Origin of the sequence: Mycobacterium sp., from assembly GCF_032162605.1 — a bacterium.
GTDB lineage: Bacteria > Actinomycetota > Actinomycetes > Mycobacteriales > Mycobacteriaceae > Mycobacterium.
Genome location: NZ_JAVROT010000554.1, coordinates 1 through 23006, shown reverse-complemented (window position 1 = coordinate 23006; position 23006 = coordinate 1). Strand labels below are relative to the sequence as shown.

Below are 23006 nucleotides of genomic sequence, written 5' to 3'. Positions count from 1 at the left end.
CGCAACGGAAGACCCGAACAGCGCCTGGAAGCGCAATGACCCGATGGTCAACATCGCGAAGCTGGTCGCCAACAACACCCGCCTCTGGGTCTACTGCGGCAATGGCACCCCTAGCGACCTCGGCGGGGACAACTTGCCCGCCAAGTTCCTCGAAGGCCTGACCATCCGCACCAACCGCACGTTCCAGGACAACTACATCGCCGCAGGCGGCAAGAACGGCGTCTTCAACTTCCCAGACGACGGCACGCACGACTGGCCCTACTGGGGAGCGCAGCTCCAACAGATGAAGCCCGATATGCAGCGGGTGCTGGGCGCCACGCCGACGGCAACCTAGGAAAGAGACGGCACGCGGCCCGGCTGGTCCCCTTACGGGACCGCCGGGCCGATCCCGTTCGCTACCGAAGAGGGGCGCACCATGGACGACTTCGTCACCGAGAGCCGGCGTCGGTGCGCGATCAGCGTGCTGAGCGGGCCGACCACCGTGGTCGACATCGCGGGCCGACGCATGGTCATGGACCCCACGTTCGATCCGCCGGGCCCACACGCCTATCTGACCAAGACGGCAGGGCCTGCGGTCGAGGCCGCGGCGCTCGGACCGGTCGATGTCGTGCTCGTCAGCCACGACCAGCACCCCGACAACCTGGACGACGCCGGCCGGAGCCTGGCGCTGGCTGCGCCGCGGGTGCTCACCCATCCCGGTGCCGCGCTACGACTCGGGCCGTCCGCGCGGGGGCTGGAACCGTGGCAGACCGTCGAGCTGGCAGCCGACGACGAATTCGGTTCGCTTGCCGTGCAAGCAGTTCCGGCGGTTCACGGCCCGGCCGACGGAGTCCGTGACGACACCGGTCACGTCAACTGTGAGGTGACGGGGTTCGTGCTGTCGGGCCCAGGCCTGCCGACCGTCTACCTCAGCGGCGACAACGCGTCGATGGCGGCGGTCAAGGCCGTGTCCGACCGGATCGTCGCCATCGACGTCGCTGTCCTCTTCATCGGTGCGGCGCGCGTGCCGTCGAAGGAACGCGGCCGACCCCTGACCCTGACGAGTGAGCGGGCTGCCGCGGCCGCCGAGGTGCTCGGCGCACGCGTCGTCATTCCGGCTCACCTCGACTCGTGGGCGCATTTCAGTGAAGGCATGGACGACGTCGTGACAGCCTTCGACGAGGCGGGCGTCGGCGACGTTCTCGTCCTGACGCCGCACGGCCGCTGGACCGACCTCGAGGGCCTACTCGACGTCGATCTCCCGTAGTTCGCGCTTGAGGATCTTGCCCGTCGGGTTGCGCGGCAGCTCGTCGAGGAAGATGACTTCGCGCGGGACCTTGTAGCGGGCCAGGTTGTCCTTCACGTAGGTCTTGATCGCTTCCTCGTCGACGGACGCGCCGTCGACCTTCACGACGAAGGCGCGGAGCCGATGACCCCACTCCTTGTCCTCGACGCCGAGCGCGGTGGCCTCGACGACCTCGGGGTGCCCGCTGATGAGGTCCTCGACCTCAGCGGGGAAGACGTTCTCGCCGCCGCAGACGATCATCTCGTCGTCGCGCCCGCTGACGTAGAGCAGCCCGTGCTCGTCGAAGTAGCCAACGTCGCCGGACGACATGAGCCCGTCGATGATCGCCTTGTGGCCGCCGCCGGTGTACCCCTCGAACGGGAAGGTAGTGCCCACGAAGATGCGGCCGACCTCACCCTGGGGCACCTCCTTGCCGTTGTCGTCGAACAACTTGACCTTGACACCCTTGACGACCGGTCCGACCGTCGACGGATTGATCGAGAGGTCCTTCGGACGGGCGATGGTCGCGAACGCGATCTCCGTCGAGCCGTACAGGTTGTAGACGATGGGTCCGAGATCCTTCAGTGCGCGCGTGGCGAGCTCGCCGCCGAGCTGCGAGCCCGACACGAACACGATGCGCAGGCTGGAGAGGTTGGGCTTCGGGCTGGTCTTCTCCAGCTCGTCGAGGATGCGCGACAACATCACCGGCACCACGACCATCGCCGTCACTCCGTTCCTCTCGATGTCGGCGAGCACGTTGGCCGGCTTGAACCGACGGCGCAACACCAGCGTAGAGCCGAGCATCATCGCGATGGTGGCGTGTAAGAAGCCCAGCGCATGGAACATCGGGGCGGGCAGCGACGTCACCTCGCCCGACTTGAACGGCACGTGCGACAGCACGCCACCGATCGGCGCCAGCGACGGCGGCCCGCTGCGGTTGGCGCCCTTGGGAGTGCCGGTGGTGCCACTGGTCAGGATGATGATCTTCGAGTGCGCCGAGGCCTTCGGCGGCGGATTCGACTTGCTGCGGGAGACCAGCTCGGCAAGCGTCTCGTCGGTGCTCTCCGAGGGCATCTCGTTGTCCGGATTGGTCGGCAGCGCGCGCAGCCTGCCGAGTTCGGGCTCCGCAGCGGACACCGCCTTGGTGTACTCGTCGTCGAAGATGATGAGCTTCGCGCCCTCACGCTCGGAGACTTCCTTGATCTGCGGGCCGGAGAACTCACTGTTGAGCAGGATGAGCCGGACGCCAACCTTGGCGGCGCCGTAGAGCGCGATCAGGAACCAGCGGTGGTTGCGGATCAGCAGCGCCACCCCGTCGCCGCCTTTGACGCCAATTCCCAGCAGGCCGTTGGCGACGGCATTGGCGGCGTCGTCGAGTTCCTTGAACGTCAGTTCGCCATCGTCGTCGATGATCGCCGTGCCGTTGGGATTGCGGCGCGCGTTGGCCGCCGGAATCATCCCGAGCTCGCCCCAGCGCCTGATGTCGGCGACCATGGCGGCGATGTTTTGCGGCGGCTCGATCTTGAAGGCACCCGCCTCGAACATCTTCCTGGCGTAGTGGAGTTCGGCCGAACCGCGCTCGAAATATTTGGTGACGGACTCCTGGATCTTCGCCGCTGCCTGTAAGGGAAGATCAGTGAGGTTGGGCATCACTTCACAATATGTGACGGCCGTCGCATGCGGGTCGGAGTCGCACGACAACTAGCATCGACGGCATGGCGTCTTCGCTGTCGATGGACATCGGAGGCCGCGTGCTGCGGGTCACCCATCCCGACAAGGTCGTTTTTCCGGAGGCGGGCGTCACGAAACTGGACCTCATCGAGTACTACCTCGCGGTTGCCGACGGCGCACTGCGCGGGGTGGCGAACCGCCCGATGATCCTCAAGCGCTTCGTCAAGGGCATCTCCGAAGAGGCGATCTTCCAGAAGCGGGCCCCCGAGAAACGACCTGCGTGGATCGACGTCGCAGAGTTGAAGTATGCGTCCGGAACGTCGGCCAAGGAGGCCGTCGTCCACGACGCGGCAGGCCTCGCGTGGGCGGTGAACCTCGGGTGCGTCGACCTCAACCCGCACCCGGTTCGCGCCGACGACCTGGACCATCCCGACGAGCTGCGCGTCGACCTCGACCCGATGCCCGGCGTGGAGTGGCCGCAGATCGTCGACGTGGCTCTGGTGGCACGCGACGTGCTCGCCGACTACGGACTGACCGCGTGGCCGAAGACCTCCGGGTCGCGCGGCTTTCACGTCTATGCCCGCATCGAGCCGAACTGGCCGTACCAGCAGGTGCGGCTGGCGGCCGAGACCATTGCCCGCGAAGTCGAAAGGCGCGCACCGGAACTGGCGACCAGCCGGTGGTGGAAGGAAGAGCGCGAGGGCGTCTTCGTCGACTTCAACCAGAACGCCAAGGACCGGACCGTCGCGTCGGCCTACTCCGTGCGCTCGCGACCGGACGCGCGAGTCTCCACGCCACTGCGCTGGGACGAAGTGTCGGACTGCAGGCCCGAGGCCTTCACCGTGGCAACGGTGCCCGCCCGCTACGCGGACGTCGGCGACCCGTGGGAGGGCATGGACGACGCGGGGGGTGGGCTGGAGGGGCTCCTGCAACTCGCGGATGAACTTGGACCCGCAGAGAAGGCGCCGAAGGGTGCGCGACGCGGTGACGGCGCGGGCAACCGTGTTTCTACGAAGCCGCTGATCGAGATCGCCCGCACCAAGACCAGGGACGAGGCGCTGGCGGCGCTACAGACGTGGAAGGCCAAGTACGGGTCCGCCGCCGAACGGCTGGAACCCGTCGACGTGCTACTCGACGGAATGCGTGGCCCCAGTTCCATCTGGTACCGCGTCCGCATCAACCTTCAGCACGTGCCGGAAGCCCAGCGGCCGCCGCAGGAGGAGCTCATCGCGGACTACTCCCCGTGGGAGGGGTATTCCGGCGCGCAGTGGCGCAGGGGCTGACCCTGCCCGACCTGCGCGTGCCAGGATGCTCTGGGATTTGCTGTTCGCCCCGCCGAGACTTCTTAACGATGATTTAGGAGTTACTCCCGGGTACCTTAACTTCGGCGCATACCGTCAGTGGCAGGTCGAAGTGACGGCATCGCCGCCTTCTCATTCGGCAGCTACCGAAGGGAGGCAGTGCCATGACCGTCCCGAACACGAGCACAGCATCGAATTCCCGCTTCCGCTACGGAAATCCGTCGGTTGAATGCAACGGCGCCGAGCTTCACAAGCAGTGCCGCCAACTTGCCACCGTACTGACCATCACCGGCGCCATCGACGAGATCAACGTCGGGTCCGTGATTGAACAGGCCAAGGGTTGCATCATCGCGGAGAAGCCCTTCATCCTCGACCTGAGTGGCGTCACCGCATTCGCTGCCCAGGGGACAACACTTCTCGACGCGATCGACGAGGCCTGCTACGCCGCAGGCGACGAGTGGTCGCTGATCGTCAGCCAGCCGGTTTCGCGCACCATGCGACTCTGCGGCGTCGACGAGGCGTTCCCGACTACACCGTCGGTTCCTGAAGCGCTGCACCACTTCTCGGATGTCGCAGGCGAGCGTCGCCGCATCCTCCCCATCCTCACCAAGTCCGCCTGAGCCGAAGGATCGAATACTCGTGTTGATCGATGTCCGTTGGTTGCGGTACCTGATCCACCCCCGCCACAAGGCAACTCCGACTCGCTGAGTTCCACCGCGCGCTCGCGCTGATGCGGGCGTGGATAGTTGCAACGTCGTATTAGTCTGTTGGGGTGTCGATGCCTGCGCACGCCCCCGACGGAGCCGTCCACGCCGACGACGTGGCTGCCCTTCAGGACGTCAGCCTCCGACTGACGCGCAAGCTGCGCAAGCGATCCGAGACTGAGCTGACAATGTCTCAGGTCTCGGCGCTCTCCACCATCCAGCGAAACGGCCCGCTGCGGGTGGGCGAGCTGGCCCGCAGTGAACAGATCAGCAAGTCCTCGGTCACCCGGCTCGTCGCCCGACTGGAGGAGACCGGCTATCTGGAGCGCAGGGCCGACCCCGCCGACGGCCGCAGCTTCGTCGTGGTGATCACCGATCATGGTCACGACCTACTGGCCGCGGCGCGGCAGCGAGCGAACGAGTTCCTCGCACTTCAGGTCGGTCGGCTGTCCGAAGGCGATCGTCGCTCGATCATGGCGGCACTGCCTTCGCTCGAAAGGCTGATCGCGCTCTCGTAGTCCACCTCGGAGCCGTCCGCCAGCGGTTTCGGCGCCCCGGCTAACCCCCGTTTCATCCGCAGGTATTGCAAGCACGCCATAGCAGCCGCGGCGGTGCCCACGCCGCCGACCAGGCACGCCACTCGCGGGCTCGCGTGCTCGCAGACCCACCCGATGAGCGGCCCACCGAGCGGCGTGGTGCCTGCCGTGGCGAGCACGAGCAGGGAGATGACGCGGCCCCGCATCTGAGGGTCGGCATTTAGCTGCAAGATCGACGTCGCGGTCGCCCGAAACGTCACGCTGAAGGCCCCGACGAAGAAGAGGATGACGTATACGAACGGTAGCGCCGGCGCGAGGCCGAGCCCGACAAGCGCCGCGGCGAAGGCACACCCGTTGACGATCAACCGCCGCGAGCTCGCCTTGAGGAATGCCGCCAGCGCCAACCCACCGAGCACGGCCCCCAGCCCCATGCTGGTGAAGGCGAACCCGACCGTCCGCGCGTCGCCCCCGAAGACGTCACGGGTCAGCGTCGGCAACAGGACGTTCCAGTTGTAGGCGAGGAGCCCGGCTACGGCCATCAACGCCAGGGCTGCCGCGAGCTTGGGATGCCCGGCCACGTAGCGCAGCGTGCCCGTCAGGTTGCCCATTGCCTTGAAGGCTGCGACCGGCTCCACTGGCTGATGCGGCCTGATGAGGAGAAGTGCCACGATCACCGGCAAGTAGGAGAGGGCGTTGATGAAGAAGGCCGCCGAGATGCCGACCGATGCGATCAGAATGCCTGCGACCGCAGGACCGGCGACCTTGCCGCTGTCTTGAATGATGCCGTTGAGCATCACCGCATTCGTCAGTGTCGCCGGGGTGGCGATGTCGTTGACGACTGTGAGTCGGGCGGGCTTGTCGACCGCGTCGACCAGGCCCTGGATCAGCGCTGCCAGCATCACGATCCAGACCTGAACGAGTTGCAGTTGAACGAGGAGGCCGAGGGCGAGCGCCGGGACCGTCGCGGCGATGGCCATCCACAGCAGAATCGTCCGCTTGTCGAAGCGGTCCGCGAGGGCGCCGCCCACGGTCGTGAACAGCAGCGTCGGAAGCTGCTGCATCGCCACGGTGACGCCCAGTAGCACCGGCGAGTTCGTCAATTCCAACACCAGCCACGCCTGAGCAAGCTTCTGCATCCAGGTACCACTGACGGACACCGCCTGACCGAAGGCGAACCGCCGGTAGTCGCGCACGCCGAGCGCCGAGAACGTGGAGACGAGGTACGGCTTCATCGCGAAACCCCGTTCAACGACATCCTCCTAGTACGCCCGTCCAACCAGTATACTACGCAAAGCGTACTAATCTGAATGAGCAAAGGAAGGGCCGATGAGCACTCACGTCCTGCTGCGCCGCGGCGAGAGCGAGGGGAACGCCAGGGGTGCGTTCACGGGCTGGATCGACGCCCCCTCACCGACGACGGCTGGGCTCCGCTCACATGACGAGAACTCAACTCCCCCTTGGCAAATGGCAGCGCGCCCCTGATCGGGGCGCGGCTCATCCGGCCGTTACCGCCTTGAACTCGGCGAGCGTGCCTCGCATGATGTCGGCGAAGGCGCGATCGTTCGCTGCGTCGACCCAGTTGCCGAACCCGATCCTGAACACCGCAATTCCCGCCTCTGCGGCCAACAGCGCGGCAGCGTCGCCGACCCCACGGCTGCGAAGCGCCCCGGCGACCGCCGCAGCGAGTGAGGCGAGCTTGATCAGTTCGCGCTCTCGAAGACTCGGGTTCGCGGCGATCACGCCTTGCCGTCTCCGCGCATGTTCACGGCGCTCCTCGAAGAACCCGGCGGCGGCCTGAAGGGCGGCTCCGACGGCGTCGATGGGGGCGAGCGACTCGGGCGCATTCGCCACGGCGTCCTCGAACAGTTCCAACAGTGAGCCCGACCCGAAGAACAACACCTCTCGCTTGTCGGGGAAGTAGCGAAAGAAGGTCCGCTCCGTGAGTCCCGCGCGCTCGGCGATGTCTGCCACTGCAGTCGACTCGAAGCCCCGCTCGCCGTACAACTCCAACGCCGCCTCCTGAAGGCGGCCGACTGCGTCCGGCTCCCATCGGCCCATGGGCAAGATGTTAGTTGATGACAGCAGCTGACATCCGGACTATGGTTGTGATGACAGCAACTGACATCACTTTGTGGAGGTCTTCATGCGCATCTTCGTCACCGGCGCTTCCGGCTGGATCGGCTCCGCCGTCGTCCCCGAGCTCATCAGCGCAGGTCACGAGGTAGTCGGGCTGGCCCGCTCGGACGCCTCGGCCGCCGCACTCACCGCGGCGGGCGCCGCCGTGCACCGTGGCACCCTTGACGGCCTCGACGGGCTGGGGACTGCGGCGGCCGCGTCGGACGGCGTCATCCACCTGGCGTTCAAACACGACATCGCGTTCTCCGGCGACTTCGACGGCGCTGTCGCCGCCGACCGTCTTGCCATCGAGGCGCTCGGCGAGGCGCTGGCGGGTTCTGACCGCCCGTTCGTCATCGCCTCGGGAACGCTCGGTCTCACGTCGGGGCGCATAGCAACCGAACAGGACGGCCGCAGCGCCGATCCGGCTGCGATCAGCGGTGCGCCGGAGGGTCGAATGGACAACGGACGGCTGGTGCTCGCGCTGGCCTCCCGCGGCGTTCGCTCGATCGTGCTACGGCTCCCGCCCACGGTTCACGGCGACGGCGACAACGGCTTCGTCGCGACCCAGGTCGGAATCGCCCGCGAGAAGGGCGTCTCGGGATACACCGGCGACGGAGCCAATCGCTGGCCCGCGGTGCACCGACTGGATGCCGCGAATCTCTTTCGCCTCGCGGTCGAGCATGCTCCGGCCGCGTCGGTACTGCATGCGGTCGACGACGAGGGCGTACCGGTCCGAGAGATCGCCGAGGTGATCGGGCGGCATCTCGACCTACCCGCGGTCTCGATCGCACCCGAGAACGCGGGCGCACACTTCGGCTGGCTGGCAGGATTTCTCGGCGCCGACAGCCCGGCCTCCAGCGCCGCGACCCGCGAGTTGTTGGGGTGGCGTCCAACGCAACCCGGGCTCATCGAGGATCTCGACAAGGGGCACTACTTCCAAGGCTGAACGCTTTGGGCGGATGCGGGTCGGTGAGATTGGTCACCGGCCCGCGTCTGATGGGGGCACGTCGGCGCGGCACGCCTTGCCATGTGCGCACGGTCGGTGTAGCTGTGCTCGACGATGTGTTGGTTACCACTTTCGCTCGCGCAAGGGCAAGTCACGATCGGTACCAGCGCGAGGCGCACGAACCGCGGAGGGTAGCTGAAAGCGGCTGACTCACAATGGTGCTCAGGTGTCGATGCCAAACCAGAATCCTTTGACTAGTGAGCCGCCTCACAGGGCCACGCCCACTCACAGCAAGCATGCAGGAATATATAGGTTTCCTAATCTATTTTTCTTGATAGCGCGCAAAGTGATGCGCCTATCAGCGATTCGAAATTCTGATTTGCCGAGGAGACACCATGTCAGCTCCAGCCAACGCCCGCGAGGCACGGCTAGCCCGTCGATTCGAGAGGTTGACCTCCACCGACGCCCAACTCATTGGCGCTCAGCCCGATCCATCGGTGACCGCCGCACTCGACGGCCCCGGCATGGTCCTCACCGACGTGATCCGCACGGTGATGAACGGCTACGCCGACCGGCCGGCCCTCGGCCAGCGCGCCGTCGAGTTCGTCGCCGACGCCGCCGGCCGCACCGTCGCGAAGTTCCTGCCCCGCTTCGACACCCTGACCTACGGCGAGACCTGGGCCCGCGTGAAGGCCCTCGCCGATTCCCTGGCCAACAACCCCGTCCATCCCGGCGACCGGGTCGCGACGCTCGGCTTCACCAGCGCCGACTACGCCGTCGTCGACATGGCGCTGTCCCTGACCGGTGCCGTCTCCGTTCCGCTGCAGACCAGTGCGCCGGTCAAGCAACTCCACCCGATCCTGGTCGAGACCGAACCAGTGGCGATCCTGTCCAGCGTCGACCACCTCACCGACGCCGTCGAGCTCGCGCTCACCGCCCACGCGCCGCAGCGCCTGGTGGTGTTCGACTACCACCCGCAGATCGACGACCACCGCGAGGCGTTCGCATCCGCCGCGACCCGCCTGGCCGACCTGCATGTCACCGTCGAGACACTCGACGGCGTCATCAGGCTGGGCGCTCAGCACACCGACGGGCCGGAGATCCCGCGCGGCCACACCGACGACCTGCGCCTGCTGATCTACACCTCGGGCAGCACGGGCACCCCCAAGGGCGCCATGTACACCGATCGCCTGATGGCCAAGACCTTTGGCGGATGGTTCGGCCCGGACTGGGACGCGGAGGGCAAGCTGCCGCTCATCACGTTGAGCTTCATGCCCGTCAGCCACATCATGGGCCGCGTCATCCTGTACGGCACACTCGGCGCGGGCGGGACGGCCTACTTCGCCGCCAAGAGCGACCTGTCGACCCTGCTGGACGACCTCGCACTGGTGCGCCCGACCAAGCTCGACCTCGTCCCCCGCCTCTGGGAGATGCTGTACCAGGAGGTGCAGAGCGAAGTCGACCACCGCACCCCCGACGGCGCCGATCGGGAGGCCGTCGAGCTGCAGGTGATGGCCGAGCAGCGCGAGAATCTCATTGGCGGACGCCAGTTCTCGGCGATGACGGGCTCCGCGCCCATCTCCCCGGAGCTGCGGGCCTGGACCGAAGAGTTCATCGACATCCACCTCATCAACGGCTACGGCTCCACCGAGGACGGCGTCATCCTGGTCGACGACAAACTGCGGCGCCCACCGGTGCTCGACTACAAGCTGGTCGACGTGCCGGATCTGGGCTACTTCGCCACCGACCGGCCGCATCCGCGCGGCGAGTTGTGGGTCAAGTCAACGGATCTGATCCCGGGCTACTACAAGCGGCCCGAGGTGACGGCCGAACTCTTCGACGCCGAGGGCTGGTACCACACCGGTGACGTGATGGCCGAGATCGGTCCCGATCAACTCATCTACGTGGACCGCCGCAACAACGTGCTGAAGCTCTCACAGGGCGAGTTCGTCACCGTCTCCAAGCTGGAGGCGGCCTACGGCGGTCACCCGTCGGTGCGTCAGATCTTCGTGTACGGCAACAGCGCCCGCTCCTATGTACTGGCGGTGATCGTCCCGACCGACGACGCGCTGGCCAGCGTCGGCGGGGACGTTGCCGCGGTCAAGCCACTGCTGAGCGACGCGTTGCAGAGCATCGCGCGGGAATCCGGCCTGCAGTCCTACGAGATTCCGCGCGACTTCCTCGTCGAGACAAGGCCATTCACACTCGAGAACGGATTGCTCACCGGCATCCGCAAACTGGCCCGCCCCCAACTCAAGGAGTACTACGGCCCCGAGCTCGAGCAGCTCTACGTCGACCTGGCCGACGGCCAGGCGGACGTCTTGCGCACGTTGCGCCAGGACGGCGCCAACCGTCCCGTGCTGGAAACCGTCAGCCGCGCCGCGGGCGCGCTGCTCGGTGCCGCCTCGGCCGACGCGGCTCCGGATGCGGCGTTCACCGACCTCGGCGGAGACTCGTTGTCGGCGTTGACCTTTGCCAATCTTCTGCACGACATCTTCGACGTCGACGTGCCGGTCGGCGTGATCGTCAGCCCGGCCAGCGACCTGGCGGCCATCGCCGCCTACGTCGAGGACCAACGCGCCGGTGGGACCAAGCGGCCCACCTTCGATGCGGTGCACGGGCGCGACGCCACCGAGGTGCACGCCAGCGACCTCACGTTGGACAAGTTCCTCGACGAGGCCACCCTGGCGGCGGCGCCGTCGCTGCCCGGCCCCAGCTCGGAGATCCGCACCGTGCTACTCACCGGAGCCACCGGATTCCTCGGCCGCTACCTGCTACTGCAGTGGCTGGAGCGGATGGACCTGGTCGACGGCAAGGTCATCACGCTGGTCCGCGCCAAGGACGTCGACGCCGCGCGTGCGCGTCTCGACGCGACGTTCGACAGTGGCGACCCGAAACTCCTTGCCCACTACCGCGAACTGGCGGCCGATCACCTCGTCGTGCTCGCCGGTGACAAGGGCGAGGCGAATCTCGGCCTGGAGCATGCGATCTGGCAGCAGCTGGCCGATACCGTCGACCTGATCGTCGACCCGGCCGCGCTGGTCAACCACGTGCTGCCCTACAGCCAGCTGTTCGGGCCCAACGTCGTGGGCACGGCGGAGCTCATCCGCATCGCCCTGACCACTCGCGTCAAGCCGTACGTCTACGTCTCCACGATCGGCGTCGGTGACCAGATCGAGCCGGGCAAGTTCGTCGAGGAGTCCGACGTCCGGCAGATGAGCGCCACTCGCAAGATCAGCGACGGCTATGCCAACGGCTACGGCAACAGCAAGTGGGGCGGCGAGGTCCTGCTCCGCGAGGCACACGATCTGGCTCTGCTGCCGGTGTCGGTGTTCCGCTGCGACATGATCATGGCCGACACCACCTACGCCGGACAGCTCAACGTGCCGGACATGTTCACCCGCATGATGCTGAGCCTGGTCGCCACGGGTGTGGCCCCCGCCTCCTTCTACGAGTTGGACGCCGGCGGGAGCCGGCAGCGGTCGCACTTCGACGGGCTGCCCGTCGAGTTCATCGCCGATGCCATCTCCACCCTGGGCGCCAACGTGGTCGACGGGTACGAGACCTACCACGTGATGAACCCGCACGACGATGGCATCAGCATGGACACCTTCGTCGACTGGCTGATCGAGGCCGGTTACCCGATCGGCCGGGTGCCCGACTACTCGGCATGGCTGGAGCGGTTCGACACCTCGCTGCGGGCTCTGCCCGAGAAGCAGCGCCAGGCATCACTGATCCCGCTGCTGCACAACTACCAGAAGCCCGACCAGCCGATCAACGGATCCCTCGCGCCTGCGGACCACTTCCGCGGGGCCGTGCAGGACGCCAAGATCGGTCCCGACAAGGACATCCCGCACATCACCGCGCCGGTGATCGTCAAGTACATCACCGACCTGGAGCTGCTCGGGCTGCTCTGAACCCCAACGAAAAGGCCCACCTCCGAGTGAGTTTCACTCGGAGGTGGGCATTCGTCGTCAGCGGCTTCGTGTCGGTCGCTCAGCGCCGACCAACGGGGTCAGTAGTTGTTGCAGGAATTCGCGACCTGAGAGATCAGCCCGACGTTCTGCGCGACCTGGGGAACACCCCGTACCTGATCGATCAGCTGCTGGCGCTTCGCCGGCGGCGCGGCAACCAGGTTCTGTATCCATCCGGTTGCGATGGGACTACTGGTCACCTGATTGGCCGCAGCCGGGTCCTCCGCAGTGAGCGCCGCGATCACCTGCGGATAGGTGCAGGTCGAGTTGACGATGGCCTCGTCGCCGGGCGCAGCCGAAGCGATCCCGCTTCCCGCTGCAAGCGCGACCGCCAAACCACCGAGACCGGCAGCCATTCTCATTCTCGAAACCATTCTCATCCACCTTCCGACACGCGGCCCGACGGCATCATCGAAGTGTCGTCACTGAGTTTAACCGTCGGTAATGCCGCTGGCGTTACGTGATCACCGTCACCGCATCGCCGCCGAGGCCGAATATCGGCGCGGGCCTCGTTGCCGGCACGGCCGACCGGACGTCGAACCGCAGTTCAGACCGCTGCCGACAACCGATCGAGAAAACTCGTCGTTTGCCGGCACCACGTTTGGTCGCCAATCCTCCCGCGTTGAGGGCGTAATGGAGTCGTCACTCGGCAACGAGCTGGTCACTGTCGACGAACACCAGGTTGTCGTCGTCCAGCTGCACCGCCCAACGGCGCGCGGCCTCGGCGATGCGATCGCCGCCGATGTCAACCGGAATGCCGACGCTGTCGCCGAAGTCCTCGACGACGACGCCATGGGCTTCCTTGTCGGTGCTCGGGAAGACCCGAACCCGGGCAGTAATCGCCACTTCGGCTTCTTCGCGTTCACTCATGGTCATTCCCCCGTCTGCGACGTCCCTCTGAATATTCACATTCTCGAACAAACCGCTGGCCCGCGAGGCGATTCGGCCGATATTGACCTCATGGTCATTCGACGTCACACCGGCACGACCGCGATGCCTCGTTGGTGAAGGGACGGGTCTGCGCGGTCGCAGCTGCGCATCGGGCCCACCCCTGCCGAGGCCGACCGCGACACCGTCGTCATCGCGATGATCGAAACCCCTCTCGGACTGGAGAACGTCGAGGCCATCTGCGCGGTATCCGGACTCGACGGCGTCTACGTGGGGCCCTCGGATCTCAGGCTTGCCGTCGGTGGCGCATCTCCCAGCGATGTGTCCGTCGACGACCAGTTCGAAGCGGCCGTCACCCGGGTCCATCAAGCCGCCGCAGCTGCCGGTATCGCCGCCGGGATCCACACCCCCGCAGGCGAGATCGCGGCCCGCCGCCTGAACGAGGGCTACACGTTCGCGACGGTGGCTTCAGACCTCACCCACCTCGAGGCGGTATCCGCCGGTCACTTGAAGGCCGCGCTGGGGAACTAGGGCAACTACCCGAGGACACCCATCGACGGAATGCCGAACGACAGCAGCGTCGTCGTGAGCAGAAACCAGCCGGCGCCCTGCCAGATGGGCCACGTGCGGTGGGCACGCCAGTCGCGATATGTCTTGACGAAGGCGACTAGGGCACCGACGAAGAGAACACCCGGGGCAGCGAAGGCCCATCGGAGATCGTGTTGGTCGCGAAGGACGTACACCGTGAACGCTACGGCCGCCACGGCGATGACGGCCACTACGTAGCCGACCGCGGCACGGAACGCACGCGGGTCGTGCCATCGCTTCTCGACGTCATCGGCATCGGCCACGTAGGGCGGCTTTCCCGTTGCCGGAGCTCTCAAAACAGCGCCCGCCACGCGTTTGCGTTCTCGACGGCACGGGTAGACCAACGAGGGTCTGAGAGGTCGCATGGCGAGGAGGGAGTTCGGGCATGGTCACCGAAACCAACACCGCGGGCGCCGACCAGCGGCCTGCCGGAGCGTCGCGCACTCAAACGATCGTCAACTGGGCCTTGGCCCTGCTCACCGCCGTCGGCGCTGCCGCGCTCGTCGTGTTCGCCTATGGACTGGCCCTCGGAACCTCTGGATGCAGCGATCAGAGCTGTCCCCACCTGGGATCGGCTGATGCCGTATTCGGGCCGGTGGTCTACGGCGCACCGGTCGTCTCGCTCATTGCGATCGGTGCGTCGTTCGTCACCGCCCGTCGGCGCCGAGGCTGGGTCGTGCCGGCCATCGCGTGGATTCTGTTGATCATCGGCGCCGTGCTACTCGCCGCATTCATGCGGTAGAACGGCCTCACGCCACCACTCCCCCCGGCTTGCGCATACCCGCCGCCGCGAACCGTATCTCCTCGGTGATGGCTTGGACCATCGGGCTGTCCAACTTCCAGCACTGCCAGAACAGCGGCACGTCGAGGTGCACGTCGGCGATCCGGATGAGCGAGCCGGCCGCCAATTCGGCCGATACGAGTTGCTGCGGGTACATGCCCCAACCCAGCCCTGCCCTGATAGCCGCCGCGAAGCCCTCGGCAGTCGGCACGTAGTGAACCGGTCTCGCAAGCACACGACGAAACACCTTGCGCAACAACCTGTCCTGCAGAGCATCTTCGCGATTCCACGCCAGGGACGGTGCACGTCCTGCGGCATCTGCGGTGAAGCCATTCGAGAGGTAACGCTGGGCATAGGCCCCGGAGGCGACGGGCACGTACCTCATCACCCCCAACGACTGCACCCGACAGCCGGAGACCGGTGTCCGCTCCGTGGTCACCGCTCCCATGACAGCGCCCTCGCGCAACAGACGTGCCGAATGGTCCTGGTCCTCGATCCGGATGTCGAAGAGCACTCCTGGTAACAGTCCGAGCACCGACGTGAACCACGTCCCCATCGAGTCTGCGTTGACCGCAACCGCGACCCTGGTCTGCTCTTCCGGTCCCCCGCCACCCGTCTCCGCGAGCGCCTCTGCCTCCAACATCGCCGTCTGTGCGGCCATCCGCAACAGTGGTATTCCAGCTGCCGTTGCCCGACAAGGCTTTTCCCGGACGACGAGCACCTGGCCCACCCGCTTCTCGAGCGCCTTGACCCGTTGGCTGATGGCAGAAGGCGTCACGTGCAGCCTCGCCGCCGCGGCATCGAAGGCACCCAGCTCGACGACGGCGGCGAAGGCCGCGAGCTGTTGGGCGTCCAGGCTCACATTAGTCAGTCTAATGCGAGTGAAGAGACATTAGCTGTACTGGATCGATGCCGAAACATAGCGTCGAGTCATGACCTCACCCCTCGTCTTGGGATTCCTCGCGTCCTTCGCCCTGATCGCCGCCATCGGCGCACAGAACGCGTTCGTCCTCCGTCAGGGCATCCGCCGCGAGCACGTTCTTCCGGTGATTGCGATGTGCACGGTGTCCGACATCGTGCTGATCGCCGCGGGAATCGCCGGCGTCGGCGCATTGATCAGTGCGCATCCAGGCGCCCTGAACGTCGCCAAGTTCGGCGGCGCGGCGTTCCTCGTCGGTTACGGACTGTTGGCGGCCAAACGGGCGTATCGGCCTGCCTCGCTGACACCGTCCGACGCAGCGCCTGCGCGGTTGGCCGAGGTCCTGGTGACCTGCGCTGCGCTGACGTTCCTCAATCCCCACGTGTACCTGGACACGGTCGTGCTGCTCGGCGCCCTTGCCAACGAGCACCGCGACGAACGCTGGCTGTTCGGTGTCGGGGCCGTCACCGCCAGCGCAGTCTGGTTCGTCAGCCTCGGACTCGGCGCACGCCGACTCTCCGGACTCTTCGCCAGGGCAGGCACGTGGCGAGTGCTCGACTGCCTCATCGCCGTGACGATGATCGGCCTAGGCATCTCGCTGGCAGTGTCCTAACCGACGCAGTCAAATCACTAGACAACCGACTCGTCGGCATCCTGCACGGCCATGCCACCTACGGCGAGACCACCGCTTGGGTACACCGCCAAACCACTCAAGCTGCTTGACGAGTCACATCCCTGGGATGTCTACAAACATCACCGCGTGTGCTTGATGTGCTGTGCCTTTAGGTTCTCAAACTCCGTGTCCTTTGACGACTCGAGAGCAGGCAGTCGCCCCCTCTTGGGCGTTGGCGAAACCAACGCCGACCCGGCAGGCCAATCTGTCACTGTGACAGTCGAGCCAGCCAAAGCTCGACGGAATCGTTCGCCAGATCGACGATTTGGCCAGAAGCCCTGCGGGAGAACATTCCAACCCGCCAGTGGTAATCGTCTCGCATCGTGTCATCTGACGCCGGTCAGTAGTGGTACCGGGCTTTCAGGATCTTGACTTCGTTGTCGTCCGCTCTGTATACGAGCCGATGTTCGTCGTCGATTCGCCGGGACCAGTACCCGGACAGTTCCCCCTTGAGCGGCTCTGGCTTCCCAATCCCTGTAAACGGGTCGCGCTCGATCTCTCCGATGAGCCTGGTGATCCGGCGGGCCGTCTTGCGGTCGGAGGCCAACCAAAACAGAAAGTCCTCCCAGGCGTCAGGATCGAAGTTGATGCTCCTCACTCCTCGCCGCCGGCCATCTCCTTGAGTTCGTCGATCGACTTGCTGTAACCCGCAATTGCAGTGCGGTCAGCCTTGTCTCGGAAGACAGCCTCCATGAGTCGGCGTGCATTCTCGGGCGAACGCAGTAGGTAGACGGTTTCCTGCCACGAGTCGTAGTCATCGGCCGACATGAGCACCGCATCTCCGGCCTTAGATGTGATGCGCACGGGTTCGTGGTCGGTGTTCACTTGTTCGAGGAGCGGGAAAAGTCGTTGTCTGGCTTCACTTGCACTGATGGTCATGACCGAGCTCCTTGCTCGTACGTATATCCCGTACTATACAGGTACGGCAATGTCGTACGGCACTCCAGGCCTCACATTCGACGAGAATGCCTCAGGGCCCAAATAAGGAACGGACACACGACGGTGCGCAAGGTTCGATTCGGCCCAGATCTTGGTGATTCGTGCGCCCTTCCACATCGAACACGAGGTGCTCCCATTCGTTGCGAACGGCAAGATCACCGTCCCCATCGCAGCTACCGAGTCCGGGATCGCTACGGCCCGACGGAGATCCCGGGCCCGGAACTCGCGAAACACAGATCGCCGTTGCACCACGTCCCGTAGACCGGACCATAGGACCCTCTCTCCGGCGGAGGGGCGTGGGTGCCACGGATGTCTCCCTGAGCGCACACGGTGGTGCCGCTGGAGTCGTTGCAGCCCGCCGCGGCCGCAGGCGCGAACACCATGCCCACCGCGGCAAGAGGAATCAGAGCTGCAAGTACGAGGCGCACCACTCCATCATGCACCCGACTGCAAAGACGACGACTACCTTCGTCGGCGCCCTCGTGCGCCATCATGGCGGTATGAGCCAGAACAAGTCGGTATTCATCACGGGCGGCGCAGCGGGCATCGGTCGCGCGACCGCTCTGTCCTTCGCCAGGAACGGCTACGTCGTCGGCGCATATGACATCGACGAGGTCGGGCTCAAGACACTGGCCGAGGAGATCGGGGACCTCGGTGCGACGGCGGTCACCGGCCATCTCGACGTCACCGACGCCGACGAGACGACCCAGCGCGTCGCCGAGTTCTTCGAATCCGCGGGCAATCGCCTCGACGTGATGATCAACAACGCGGGCATCCTGATCGCGGGCCGCTTCGAGGAGATCCCGGTCAGGTCGCACCACCGGGAGATCGACATCAACACCAAGGGCGTCGTGAACGGGTTGCATGCAGCGTTCCCGCATCTGAAGGCCACGCCCGGTTCGGTCGTCGTCAATCTGGCATCCGCGTCCGCGATCTACGGTCAGGCCGAACTCGCCAACTACAGCGCGACCAAGTTCTTCGTCCGCGCGATCACCGAGGCCCTCGACCTCGAATGGAGCCGGTACGGCATCCGCGTGATCGCCATGTGGCCGCTGTACGTGCAGACCGCGATGACGAGCGGCGTCAAGACGGGCACGACGGATTCACTGGGCATCCGCCTGACCGCGCAGGACATCGCCGACGACATCGTCGCGGCCGTCGACCCGTCCTGGCAGCGCCGGCTGATCCATCAGGTGCACTTCCCGGTGGGCCGGCAGGCCAAGACCATGGCGATGGGCGCAAGGTTCTCACCCGCGTGGCTGACCCGCTTGGTGAACAAGCGGCTCTCCCACTCGTAGGTCAGCTCTTCTTGGCGACGTCACACGGCGCTGCCGTCATCGTCGGTTCACGTCGACGTCGATCATCGTTCCTCGCAGCGCCGGTGAATGTTTGCCGTTGCCATGCGCTTTCGCGGCCGGCGCTCCGTCAGGATGACGTGGTGGACTTCTCCATCCTCGACGTGCCGCGGGAGGCACCACCGGACGACCCGGAGGCGTACCTCCGCGCCGCGATGGCGTGGCACTTCGGCGCCGACACCGGGTCACCGTTCTGGCTGCGGACGGCCGCCGACTTGGAGTTCGACCCGCTGACCGACGTCCACTCGTTCGGCGAACTACGCATGTTCCCCAACCTGGTCGACCAATTGCGTAGCGTGCCAGTCGAAGACCTCGTCCCCCGCGGCTACGGCTCGTCGCCACCCGTGCCGAGGATCTACGAGTCCGGTGGCACCACGGGAGCGCCCAAGCGGACGGCGCAGCTGCCGGACTGGGTCGAGCAGGTCACCCGCTGGCAGGTGCAGGACTTCACCGCGGGAGGCTTCGTCGCGGGCGGCGGGTTGTTGTGCATGATGCCGAGCGGCCCGCACGGCGTCGGCCATTTCGACCGCGAGGTCGCCGAACGCCTCGGCTCGACGTTCCATGCGATCGACCTGGATCCGCGGTGGGTCAAGAAACTCGCGGCACGGGTCGCGACCGCAGAGGTGGCCGCCTACCTGGGGCACGTCGTCGATCAGGCCCGGTTCATCCTCGAAACCCAGTCCGTCGCCAACCTGCACGCCACGCCGCCGCTGCTGGAGGCCATCGCGCGTGACGACGCGCTGGTGGATCTGGTCAACGAGAGGATCCGCCACATCCTGCTCAGCGGCGTGCACGTCGACCCAGACACGCTCGACGTTCTCCGCGACGTGTTCCCGGGGACCCGTATCGCGACGGTGTTCGGCAGCACCATGATCCTGTCGCAGTGCGCCACCCGGATCGCCGGCGATGTGACCGTCTTCGATCCGAGGTGTCCGTACGTGGTCTTCTGGGTCACCGATCCCGACACCGGCGAACAGGTGGCCTACGGCGAACGGGGTCAGGTGGTGATGAATCACGTCAGCAAGGGCATGTTCATCCCGAACAACATGGAGCGTGACACCGCGATCCGGACCAGGGGACCTGCCCGACAGGTCGGCGACTCCGTGAGCGAGGTCGTGCCGGTGGCCGTGTTCGGCGGTGAAGCCGTCATCGAGGGCGTGTACTGACGATGAGCCTCATCGCGCTCGACGCCCTCGGGCCGAACGGTGAATACCGCACCCGCAAGACCGAACTCGTCTCCGACACCCGCGGGAATCCCGTTGCCGCGTTGAGCGTCGTGCCACGGCTGTTCGTCTCGCGTTCCATCGCCGCGCAGCGCAGGATGCGACCGCTGTCGCTCGCCGAGCGGGAGGCGGCGCTGCAGCGTGCCGCGGAGCTCTTCCGAACGTCGTCCATCTCCGGATTGGACTTCGACGGCTACGTCGAACTGACGTGCCGGGTGACGGGTCTGCCGATGACCGTGGCAAGAGCCGGGGCGCACGTGGTCGCGGAATCGGTGGAGACGACGTTCAACGGGGTGCGACCGGCGCGCCCCGTCGGGGCGGAACTCGATTGGCGCACCGTCGGGCGTGGCGGCGGCGCGGTATGGGCGCGCCGCGGTGAAGTGCTCGCCGTGCACGCACCCGGGAACGCCCCCGGCGTGCACGGGCAGTGGCCGCAGGCGCTCGCACTGGGCTACCGCGTCGCGATCCGCCCGTCCAGGCGGGAACCGTTCACGGCGCACCGCCTCGTGATCTGTCTGCGCGAGGCCGGATTCCGCAATGGGGACGCGCTATTCCTGCCCACTGACCATGCCGGCGCCGACGAACTCATCCGCGCCGCCGATCTCGCCTTGGTCTACGGTGGCCAGGACGTGGCCGACCGCTTCGGGGGTGACCCGACGGTGTTGGTGAACGGACCCGGCCGCACCAAGATCCTGATCACCGCGGAGTGCGACTGGCGCGACCATCTGGACGTGATCGTCGAATCGATCGCAGGCCTCGGCGGCATGGCCTGCGTCAACACCACCGCCGTGCTCCATGAAGGTGACCCCGAACCGCTGGCACGGGCCATCGCCGAACGGCTGTCGGTGCCGCAGCCGCTATCGAACCTCGATGAAAGGGCCACCCTCCCAACCGCTCCGATCGCCGATGCCCTGGCACTCGCCAAACATCTCGCGCGCCGGGCGGCGGGCACCGAGGCCGTACTCGGAGCCGACCAGGTGGTCGCCGATCTCGGCGACGGGTACGCCGCGTTGCGGCCCGCGGTGCACCTGCTGCGGCAACTCGACGTGAACACGATCAACGTCGAACTGCCGTTCCCATGCGTCTGGGTGGCGCCCTGGTCCAGGGACGACCGTCTGACCCCGTTGCGCAACTCCCTGGTGATCAACGCGATCACGACCGACGAGACGCTGATCGACGACCTGCTCGCCGAACCGACGGTCACCAACGTCTACACCGGTGGCCATCCCACTCAGACAGCCGCACCACACCTCCCACACGAGGGCTGGCTCGCGGACTTCCTGATGCGCAACAAGGGATTCCTCCGGTGAACGGACCGATCGGCCACACGCGGTTCACACGCCACTCACCTCCGCGCCCGCCCCGAGTCAACCGGGGCGTGTGGACTGGCGCCATGGCAGACATGGAAGCAGACGTTGACGAAGCAACACTCGGCGAGCTCATCCGCGAGGACCCCGTCGACGCGACGGTCGAGGTCGTCCGCACCGAGCACGACCACGACGAGGAGGCGGAACCCGATTCGACGCGCGGCATCGTCATCCGTCACGTCCTGGAGCGCCAGCTCGGCGCAGGCCAGTCCCTCGGCGCCGAGCTCGTCGGTGTGACCACCGACGTGTCGGTGGCCCTGGCTCACGCACCGATAACCGTCGTCGACGAGATCCGTGGCGGCGCAACGCTTCCTGCGGCACTCGTCCACACCGGAAAGGAGGTGCGCGGCGTCGTCGCGGGCGCGGGCAGCCGGGTCCGTACCGCCGTCGGTGAGTACGTCGGCAACCAAGCGGTGCTTCCCAACGCCGTCGTCGTCGGGGCCGCGGACGTCGCCGAAGCCGTTCTGCGCGCACAGGGCAGCGTCGCAGCGTCGGCCATCGACGCAGCGTTCACGGTCGCGACGGTCGCCACCCGCGGCGGGGACGTCGGGGCAGCGCTGAGTCGCGAGCGTTACGAGGTTCTCGCACAGGCTGACGCGGTACGTGCCGACATCGGCGAATCCTGGAGTCGCGCCGGACAGGAGATCCACGGTGCCGTCAAGGATTACGACGAGGCCCTGCAGACGTTCCCGGACGACGACCAGCGGGACCTTTAACCGCCCTTCGACAGCTCCAGCACCGGGTACCGATTACGCTCGGCTACGTGCCATCAACCTGGTCCCGACGGAGCTTCCTGGCCATCACCGCGGGCCTCGTCTTCACTGCCGTGGCCTGCAGTGCGGACAAACCCGGCGCCGTCGCCGGCGACGGGTCCGTCACGGTCAAACACGTCTTCGGCGAGACCAAGATTCCGTTTGCCCCCAAGCGCGTCGTGAGCGCTGGGTTCACCGGACAGGACGACCTGCTCGCGCTCGGCGTGGTCCCGATCGCCATCACCGACTGGTTCGGCGGCGAGCCGTTCGCCGTGTGGCCGTGGGGGCAATCGAAACTCGGTGGCGCCCAGCCCGTCGTGCTGAACCTCTACGACGGCATCCAGGTCGATCAGATCGCCACGCTCAAGCCCGATCTCATCGTCGCCACCAACGCGGGCCTCGACAAGGACACCTACGACAAGCTCACCGCCATCGCGCCGACCGTCGCGCAGTCCGGACAGAACGCGTTCTTCGAGCCGTGGAAGGACCAGGCGTCCACGATCGGTCAGGCGGTCTTCAAGTTCGACGAGATGACCAAACTCATCGCCGACGTCGACGCCAAGTTCACCGACGTCGGAAAGAACAACCAGCAGTTCAAGGACAAGAAGGCAGTCGTCGTCAGCGCGACGTTCTTCGAGAACATGGCCGACGTCACCCCGCCCGGCTGGCGCACCGACTTCCTCGGGCAGATGGGCTTCGTCGCACCGGACAGCGTGAACGGCTTCGTCAAGGAGGACCGCGCCCAGGTCCCTCTCGACCAGCTGGCGTCGGTCCTCGACACGGCGGACGTCGTGATCTGGAAGACCGAGAGCAACGAGGAACAGGCCGCGCTGCTCGCCCAGCCGTTCTTCGCCACCCTGAAGTCGACGAAGTCGAACAGGAACGTGTTCACGGGCAAGGATCTCGCCGGGGCCCTGGCGTTCACGTCGGTGCTGTCCTATCCCGTGGTGGCCGACCAGTTACCGCCAATGATCTCCAAGGTGCTCACCTGACAAGATGACCGGGTG

At 66.3% G+C, this 23006-nt stretch carries 26 protein-coding genes; 16 read left to right on the top strand and 10 right to left on the bottom strand.

The genetic code is table 11. The features are described 5' to 3' along the window. Both QOI01_RS30870 and QOI01_RS30865 read left to right on the top strand, forming a co-directional pair. Window positions 1–334 (top strand): alpha/beta hydrolase-fold protein (locus QOI01_RS30870; protein WP_526387166.1); only part of this gene is annotated, 334 nt, incomplete at its 5' end. Between the two features lie 81 nt (window positions 335–415). Continuing rightward, a complete protein-coding gene (locus QOI01_RS30865) occupies window positions 416–1246 on the top strand; it encodes an MBL fold metallo-hydrolase (protein ID WP_526387164.1) in 831 nt (276 codons plus the stop codon). On the opposite strand, the gene fadD2 is transcribed toward QOI01_RS30865, so the two are convergent. Further along, on the bottom strand, window positions 1223–2914 hold the full coding sequence (gene fadD2, locus QOI01_RS30860) for a long-chain-fatty-acid--CoA ligase FadD2 (protein ID WP_526387162.1): 1692 nt from the start codon (window positions 2912–2914) through the stop codon (window positions 1223–1225). The two genes, QOI01_RS30865 and fadD2, sit on opposite strands and share 24 nt — an antisense overlap. Window positions 2915–2979: 65 nt before the next feature. Here fadD2 and ligD point away from each other — a divergent pair, with 65 nt between their 5' ends. The 3 genes from ligD (at window position 2980) to QOI01_RS30845 (ending at window position 5458) form a co-directional block, all read left to right on the top strand. Next, window positions 2980–4218, top strand: a complete 1239-nt coding sequence (gene ligD / locus QOI01_RS30855; protein ID WP_526387160.1) for a non-homologous end-joining DNA ligase — start codon at window positions 2980–2982, stop codon at window positions 4216–4218. Between the two features lie 182 nt (window positions 4219–4400). Beyond that, window positions 4401–4856, top strand: coding sequence for an STAS domain-containing protein (locus QOI01_RS30850; protein WP_526387158.1), 456 nt, complete (start codon window positions 4401–4403; stop codon window positions 4854–4856). Window positions 4857–5014: 158 nt separating this feature from the next. Beyond that, window positions 5015–5458, top strand: a complete 444-nt coding sequence (locus QOI01_RS30845) for a MarR family winged helix-turn-helix transcriptional regulator (protein ID WP_526387172.1) — start codon at window positions 5015–5017, stop codon at window positions 5456–5458. Here the strand turns inward: QOI01_RS30845 and QOI01_RS30840 are convergent. Next, window positions 5374–6708 carry an MFS transporter gene (locus tag QOI01_RS30840; protein WP_526387156.1) on the bottom strand — a complete coding sequence of 445 codons (1335 nt, stop codon included), beginning with the start codon at window positions 6706–6708 and terminating at the stop codon, window positions 5374–5376. The genes QOI01_RS30845 and QOI01_RS30840 overlap by 85 nt on opposite strands. 94 nt (window positions 6709–6802) lie before the next feature. Here QOI01_RS30840 and QOI01_RS30835 point away from each other — a divergent pair, with 94 nt between their 5' ends. Further along, entirely contained in the window at window positions 6803–6958 is a 156-nt protein-coding gene (locus QOI01_RS30835; protein WP_526387154.1) for a hypothetical protein, read from the top strand. A 12-nt stretch (window positions 6959–6970) separates the two neighbouring features. Here the strand turns inward: QOI01_RS30835 and QOI01_RS30830 are convergent, their stop codons facing one another. Continuing rightward, on the bottom strand, window positions 6971–7534 hold the full coding sequence (locus tag QOI01_RS30830) for a TetR family transcriptional regulator (RefSeq protein WP_526387152.1): 564 nt from the start codon (window positions 7532–7534) through the stop codon (window positions 6971–6973). A gap of 85 nt (window positions 7535–7619) precedes the next feature. On the opposite strand from QOI01_RS30830, the gene QOI01_RS30825 reads away from it, so the two are divergent. Together QOI01_RS30825 and car are read left to right on the top strand one after the other, a co-directional pair. Continuing rightward, on the top strand, window positions 7620–8540 hold the full coding sequence (locus tag QOI01_RS30825) for an SDR family oxidoreductase (protein ID WP_526387150.1): 921 nt from the start codon (window positions 7620–7622) through the stop codon (window positions 8538–8540). A gap of 395 nt (window positions 8541–8935) precedes the next feature. Beyond that, window positions 8936–12457: a carboxylic acid reductase gene (car, locus tag QOI01_RS30820; protein ID WP_526387148.1), complete on the top strand. Its 3522-nt coding sequence runs from the start codon at window positions 8936–8938 to the stop codon at window positions 12455–12457. A 98-nt stretch (window positions 12458–12555) separates the two neighbouring features. Here the strand turns inward: car and QOI01_RS30815 are convergent, their stop codons facing one another. Continuing rightward, window positions 12556–12876, bottom strand: a complete 321-nt coding sequence (locus QOI01_RS30815; RefSeq protein ID WP_526387146.1) for a hemophore-related protein — start codon at window positions 12874–12876, stop codon at window positions 12556–12558. 280 nt (window positions 12877–13156) lie between these two features. Continuing rightward, a complete protein-coding gene (locus tag QOI01_RS30810) occupies window positions 13157–13384 on the bottom strand; it encodes a hypothetical protein (protein ID WP_526387144.1) in 228 nt (75 codons plus the stop codon). Window positions 13385–13546: 162 nt separating this feature from the next. Here QOI01_RS30810 and QOI01_RS30805 point away from each other — a divergent pair, with 162 nt between their 5' ends. Next, window positions 13547–13933 (top strand): aldolase/citrate lyase family protein, encoded by a 387-nt coding sequence (locus QOI01_RS30805; protein ID WP_526387170.1) that lies wholly within the window; start codon window positions 13547–13549, stop codon window positions 13931–13933. 5 nt (window positions 13934–13938) lie between these two features. Here the strand turns inward: QOI01_RS30805 and QOI01_RS30800 are convergent, their stop codons facing one another. After that, on the bottom strand, window positions 13939–14253 hold the full coding sequence (locus QOI01_RS30800; protein WP_526387142.1) for a hypothetical protein: 315 nt from the start codon (window positions 14251–14253) through the stop codon (window positions 13939–13941). Between the two features lie 122 nt (window positions 14254–14375). Here QOI01_RS30800 and QOI01_RS30795 point away from each other — a divergent pair, with 122 nt between their 5' ends. After that, window positions 14376–14732 (top strand): hypothetical protein, encoded by a 357-nt coding sequence (locus QOI01_RS30795; protein ID WP_526387140.1) that lies wholly within the window; start codon window positions 14376–14378, stop codon window positions 14730–14732. A gap of 7 nt (window positions 14733–14739) precedes the next feature. Here the strand turns inward: QOI01_RS30795 and QOI01_RS30790 are convergent, their stop codons facing one another. Continuing rightward, a complete protein-coding gene (locus QOI01_RS30790) occupies window positions 14740–15642 on the bottom strand; it encodes an ArgP/LysG family DNA-binding transcriptional regulator (protein ID WP_526387168.1) in 903 nt (300 codons plus the stop codon). Between the two features lie 61 nt (window positions 15643–15703). On the opposite strand from QOI01_RS30790, the gene lysE reads away from it, so the two are divergent. Next, complete coding sequence (gene lysE / locus QOI01_RS30785) at window positions 15704–16303, top strand: L-lysine exporter (RefSeq protein WP_526387138.1); 600 nt, start codon at window positions 15704–15706, stop codon at window positions 16301–16303. 400 nt (window positions 16304–16703) lie between these two features. On the opposite strand, the gene QOI01_RS30780 is transcribed toward lysE, so the two are convergent. The 3 genes from QOI01_RS30780 to QOI01_RS30770 all read right to left on the bottom strand — a co-directional run bounded on the left by QOI01_RS30780 (window position 16704) and on the right by QOI01_RS30770 (window position 17730). Continuing rightward, on the bottom strand, window positions 16704–16961 hold the full coding sequence (locus tag QOI01_RS30780) for a Txe/YoeB family addiction module toxin (protein ID WP_526387136.1): 258 nt from the start codon (window positions 16959–16961) through the stop codon (window positions 16704–16706). Next, window positions 16958–17242: a type II toxin-antitoxin system Phd/YefM family antitoxin gene (locus QOI01_RS30775; RefSeq protein ID WP_526387134.1), complete on the bottom strand. Its 285-nt coding sequence runs from the start codon at window positions 17240–17242 to the stop codon at window positions 16958–16960. Before QOI01_RS30775 ends, QOI01_RS30780 begins: the two co-directional genes overlap by 4 nt. A gap of 251 nt (window positions 17243–17493) precedes the next feature. After that, a complete protein-coding gene (locus QOI01_RS30770; protein WP_526387132.1) occupies window positions 17494–17730 on the bottom strand; it encodes a hypothetical protein in 237 nt (78 codons plus the stop codon). Between the two features lie 72 nt (window positions 17731–17802). On the opposite strand from QOI01_RS30770, the gene QOI01_RS30765 reads away from it, so the two are divergent. The 5 genes from QOI01_RS30765 to QOI01_RS30745 all read left to right on the top strand — a co-directional run bounded on the left by QOI01_RS30765 (window position 17803) and on the right by QOI01_RS30745 (window position 22991). Next, window positions 17803–18600, top strand: coding sequence for an SDR family oxidoreductase (locus QOI01_RS30765; protein ID WP_526387130.1), 798 nt, complete (start codon window positions 17803–17805; stop codon window positions 18598–18600). A 140-nt stretch (window positions 18601–18740) separates the two neighbouring features. After that, window positions 18741–19823, top strand: a complete 1083-nt coding sequence (locus tag QOI01_RS30760; protein ID WP_526387128.1) for a phenylacetate--CoA ligase family protein — start codon at window positions 18741–18743, stop codon at window positions 19821–19823. Between the two features lie 2 nt (window positions 19824–19825). Beyond that, complete coding sequence (locus tag QOI01_RS30755; protein ID WP_526387126.1) at window positions 19826–21190, top strand: aldehyde dehydrogenase family protein; 1365 nt, start codon at window positions 19826–19828, stop codon at window positions 21188–21190. A 92-nt stretch (window positions 21191–21282) separates the two neighbouring features. Continuing rightward, on the top strand, window positions 21283–21963 hold the full coding sequence (locus QOI01_RS30750; RefSeq protein ID WP_526387124.1) for a hypothetical protein: 681 nt from the start codon (window positions 21283–21285) through the stop codon (window positions 21961–21963). Window positions 21964–22010: 47 nt separating this feature from the next. After that, entirely contained in the window at window positions 22011–22991 is a 981-nt protein-coding gene (locus QOI01_RS30745) for an ABC transporter substrate-binding protein (RefSeq protein ID WP_526387122.1), read from the top strand. Window positions 22992–23006 lie beyond the last annotated feature (15 nt).

Excerpts from the sequence above, each read along its gene's own strand:
- QOI01_RS30865 (WP_526387164.1), top strand. The coding sequence starts at position 416 with ATGGACGACTTCGTCACCGAGAGCCGGCGTCGGTGCGCGATCAGCGTG.
- fadD2 (WP_526387162.1), bottom strand. The coding sequence starts at position 2,914 with ATGCCCAACCTCACTGATCTTCCCTTACAGGCAGCGGCGAAGATCCAG.
- ligD (WP_526387160.1), top strand. The coding sequence starts at position 2,980 with ATGGCGTCTTCGCTGTCGATGGACATCGGAGGCCGCGTGCTGCGGGTC.
- QOI01_RS30850 (WP_526387158.1), top strand. The coding sequence starts at position 4,401 with ATGACCGTCCCGAACACGAGCACAGCATCGAATTCCCGCTTCCGCTAC.
- QOI01_RS30845 (WP_526387172.1), top strand. The coding sequence starts at position 5,015 with ATGCCTGCGCACGCCCCCGACGGAGCCGTCCACGCCGACGACGTGGCT.
- QOI01_RS30840 (WP_526387156.1), bottom strand. The coding sequence starts at position 6,708 with ATGAAGCCGTACCTCGTCTCCACGTTCTCGGCGCTCGGCGTGCGCGAC.
- QOI01_RS30835 (WP_526387154.1), top strand. The coding sequence starts at position 6,803 with ATGAGCACTCACGTCCTGCTGCGCCGCGGCGAGAGCGAGGGGAACGCC.
- QOI01_RS30830 (WP_526387152.1), bottom strand. The coding sequence starts at position 7,534 with ATGGGCCGATGGGAGCCGGACGCAGTCGGCCGCCTTCAGGAGGCGGCG.
- QOI01_RS30825 (WP_526387150.1), top strand. The coding sequence starts at position 7,620 with ATGCGCATCTTCGTCACCGGCGCTTCCGGCTGGATCGGCTCCGCCGTC.
- car (WP_526387148.1), top strand. The coding sequence starts at position 8,936 with ATGTCAGCTCCAGCCAACGCCCGCGAGGCACGGCTAGCCCGTCGATTC.
- QOI01_RS30815 (WP_526387146.1), bottom strand. The coding sequence starts at position 12,876 with ATGAGAATGGCTGCCGGTCTCGGTGGTTTGGCGGTCGCGCTTGCAGCG.
- QOI01_RS30810 (WP_526387144.1), bottom strand. The coding sequence starts at position 13,384 with ATGAGTGAACGCGAAGAAGCCGAAGTGGCGATTACTGCCCGGGTTCGG.
- QOI01_RS30795 (WP_526387140.1), top strand. The coding sequence starts at position 14,376 with ATGGTCACCGAAACCAACACCGCGGGCGCCGACCAGCGGCCTGCCGGA.
- lysE (WP_526387138.1), top strand. The coding sequence starts at position 15,704 with ATGACCTCACCCCTCGTCTTGGGATTCCTCGCGTCCTTCGCCCTGATC.
- QOI01_RS30775 (WP_526387134.1), bottom strand. The coding sequence starts at position 17,242 with ATGACCATCAGTGCAAGTGAAGCCAGACAACGACTTTTCCCGCTCCTC.
- QOI01_RS30765 (WP_526387130.1), top strand. The coding sequence starts at position 17,803 with ATGAGCCAGAACAAGTCGGTATTCATCACGGGCGGCGCAGCGGGCATC.
- QOI01_RS30755 (WP_526387126.1), top strand. The coding sequence starts at position 19,826 with ATGAGCCTCATCGCGCTCGACGCCCTCGGGCCGAACGGTGAATACCGC.
- QOI01_RS30750 (WP_526387124.1), top strand. The coding sequence starts at position 21,283 with ATGGAAGCAGACGTTGACGAAGCAACACTCGGCGAGCTCATCCGCGAG.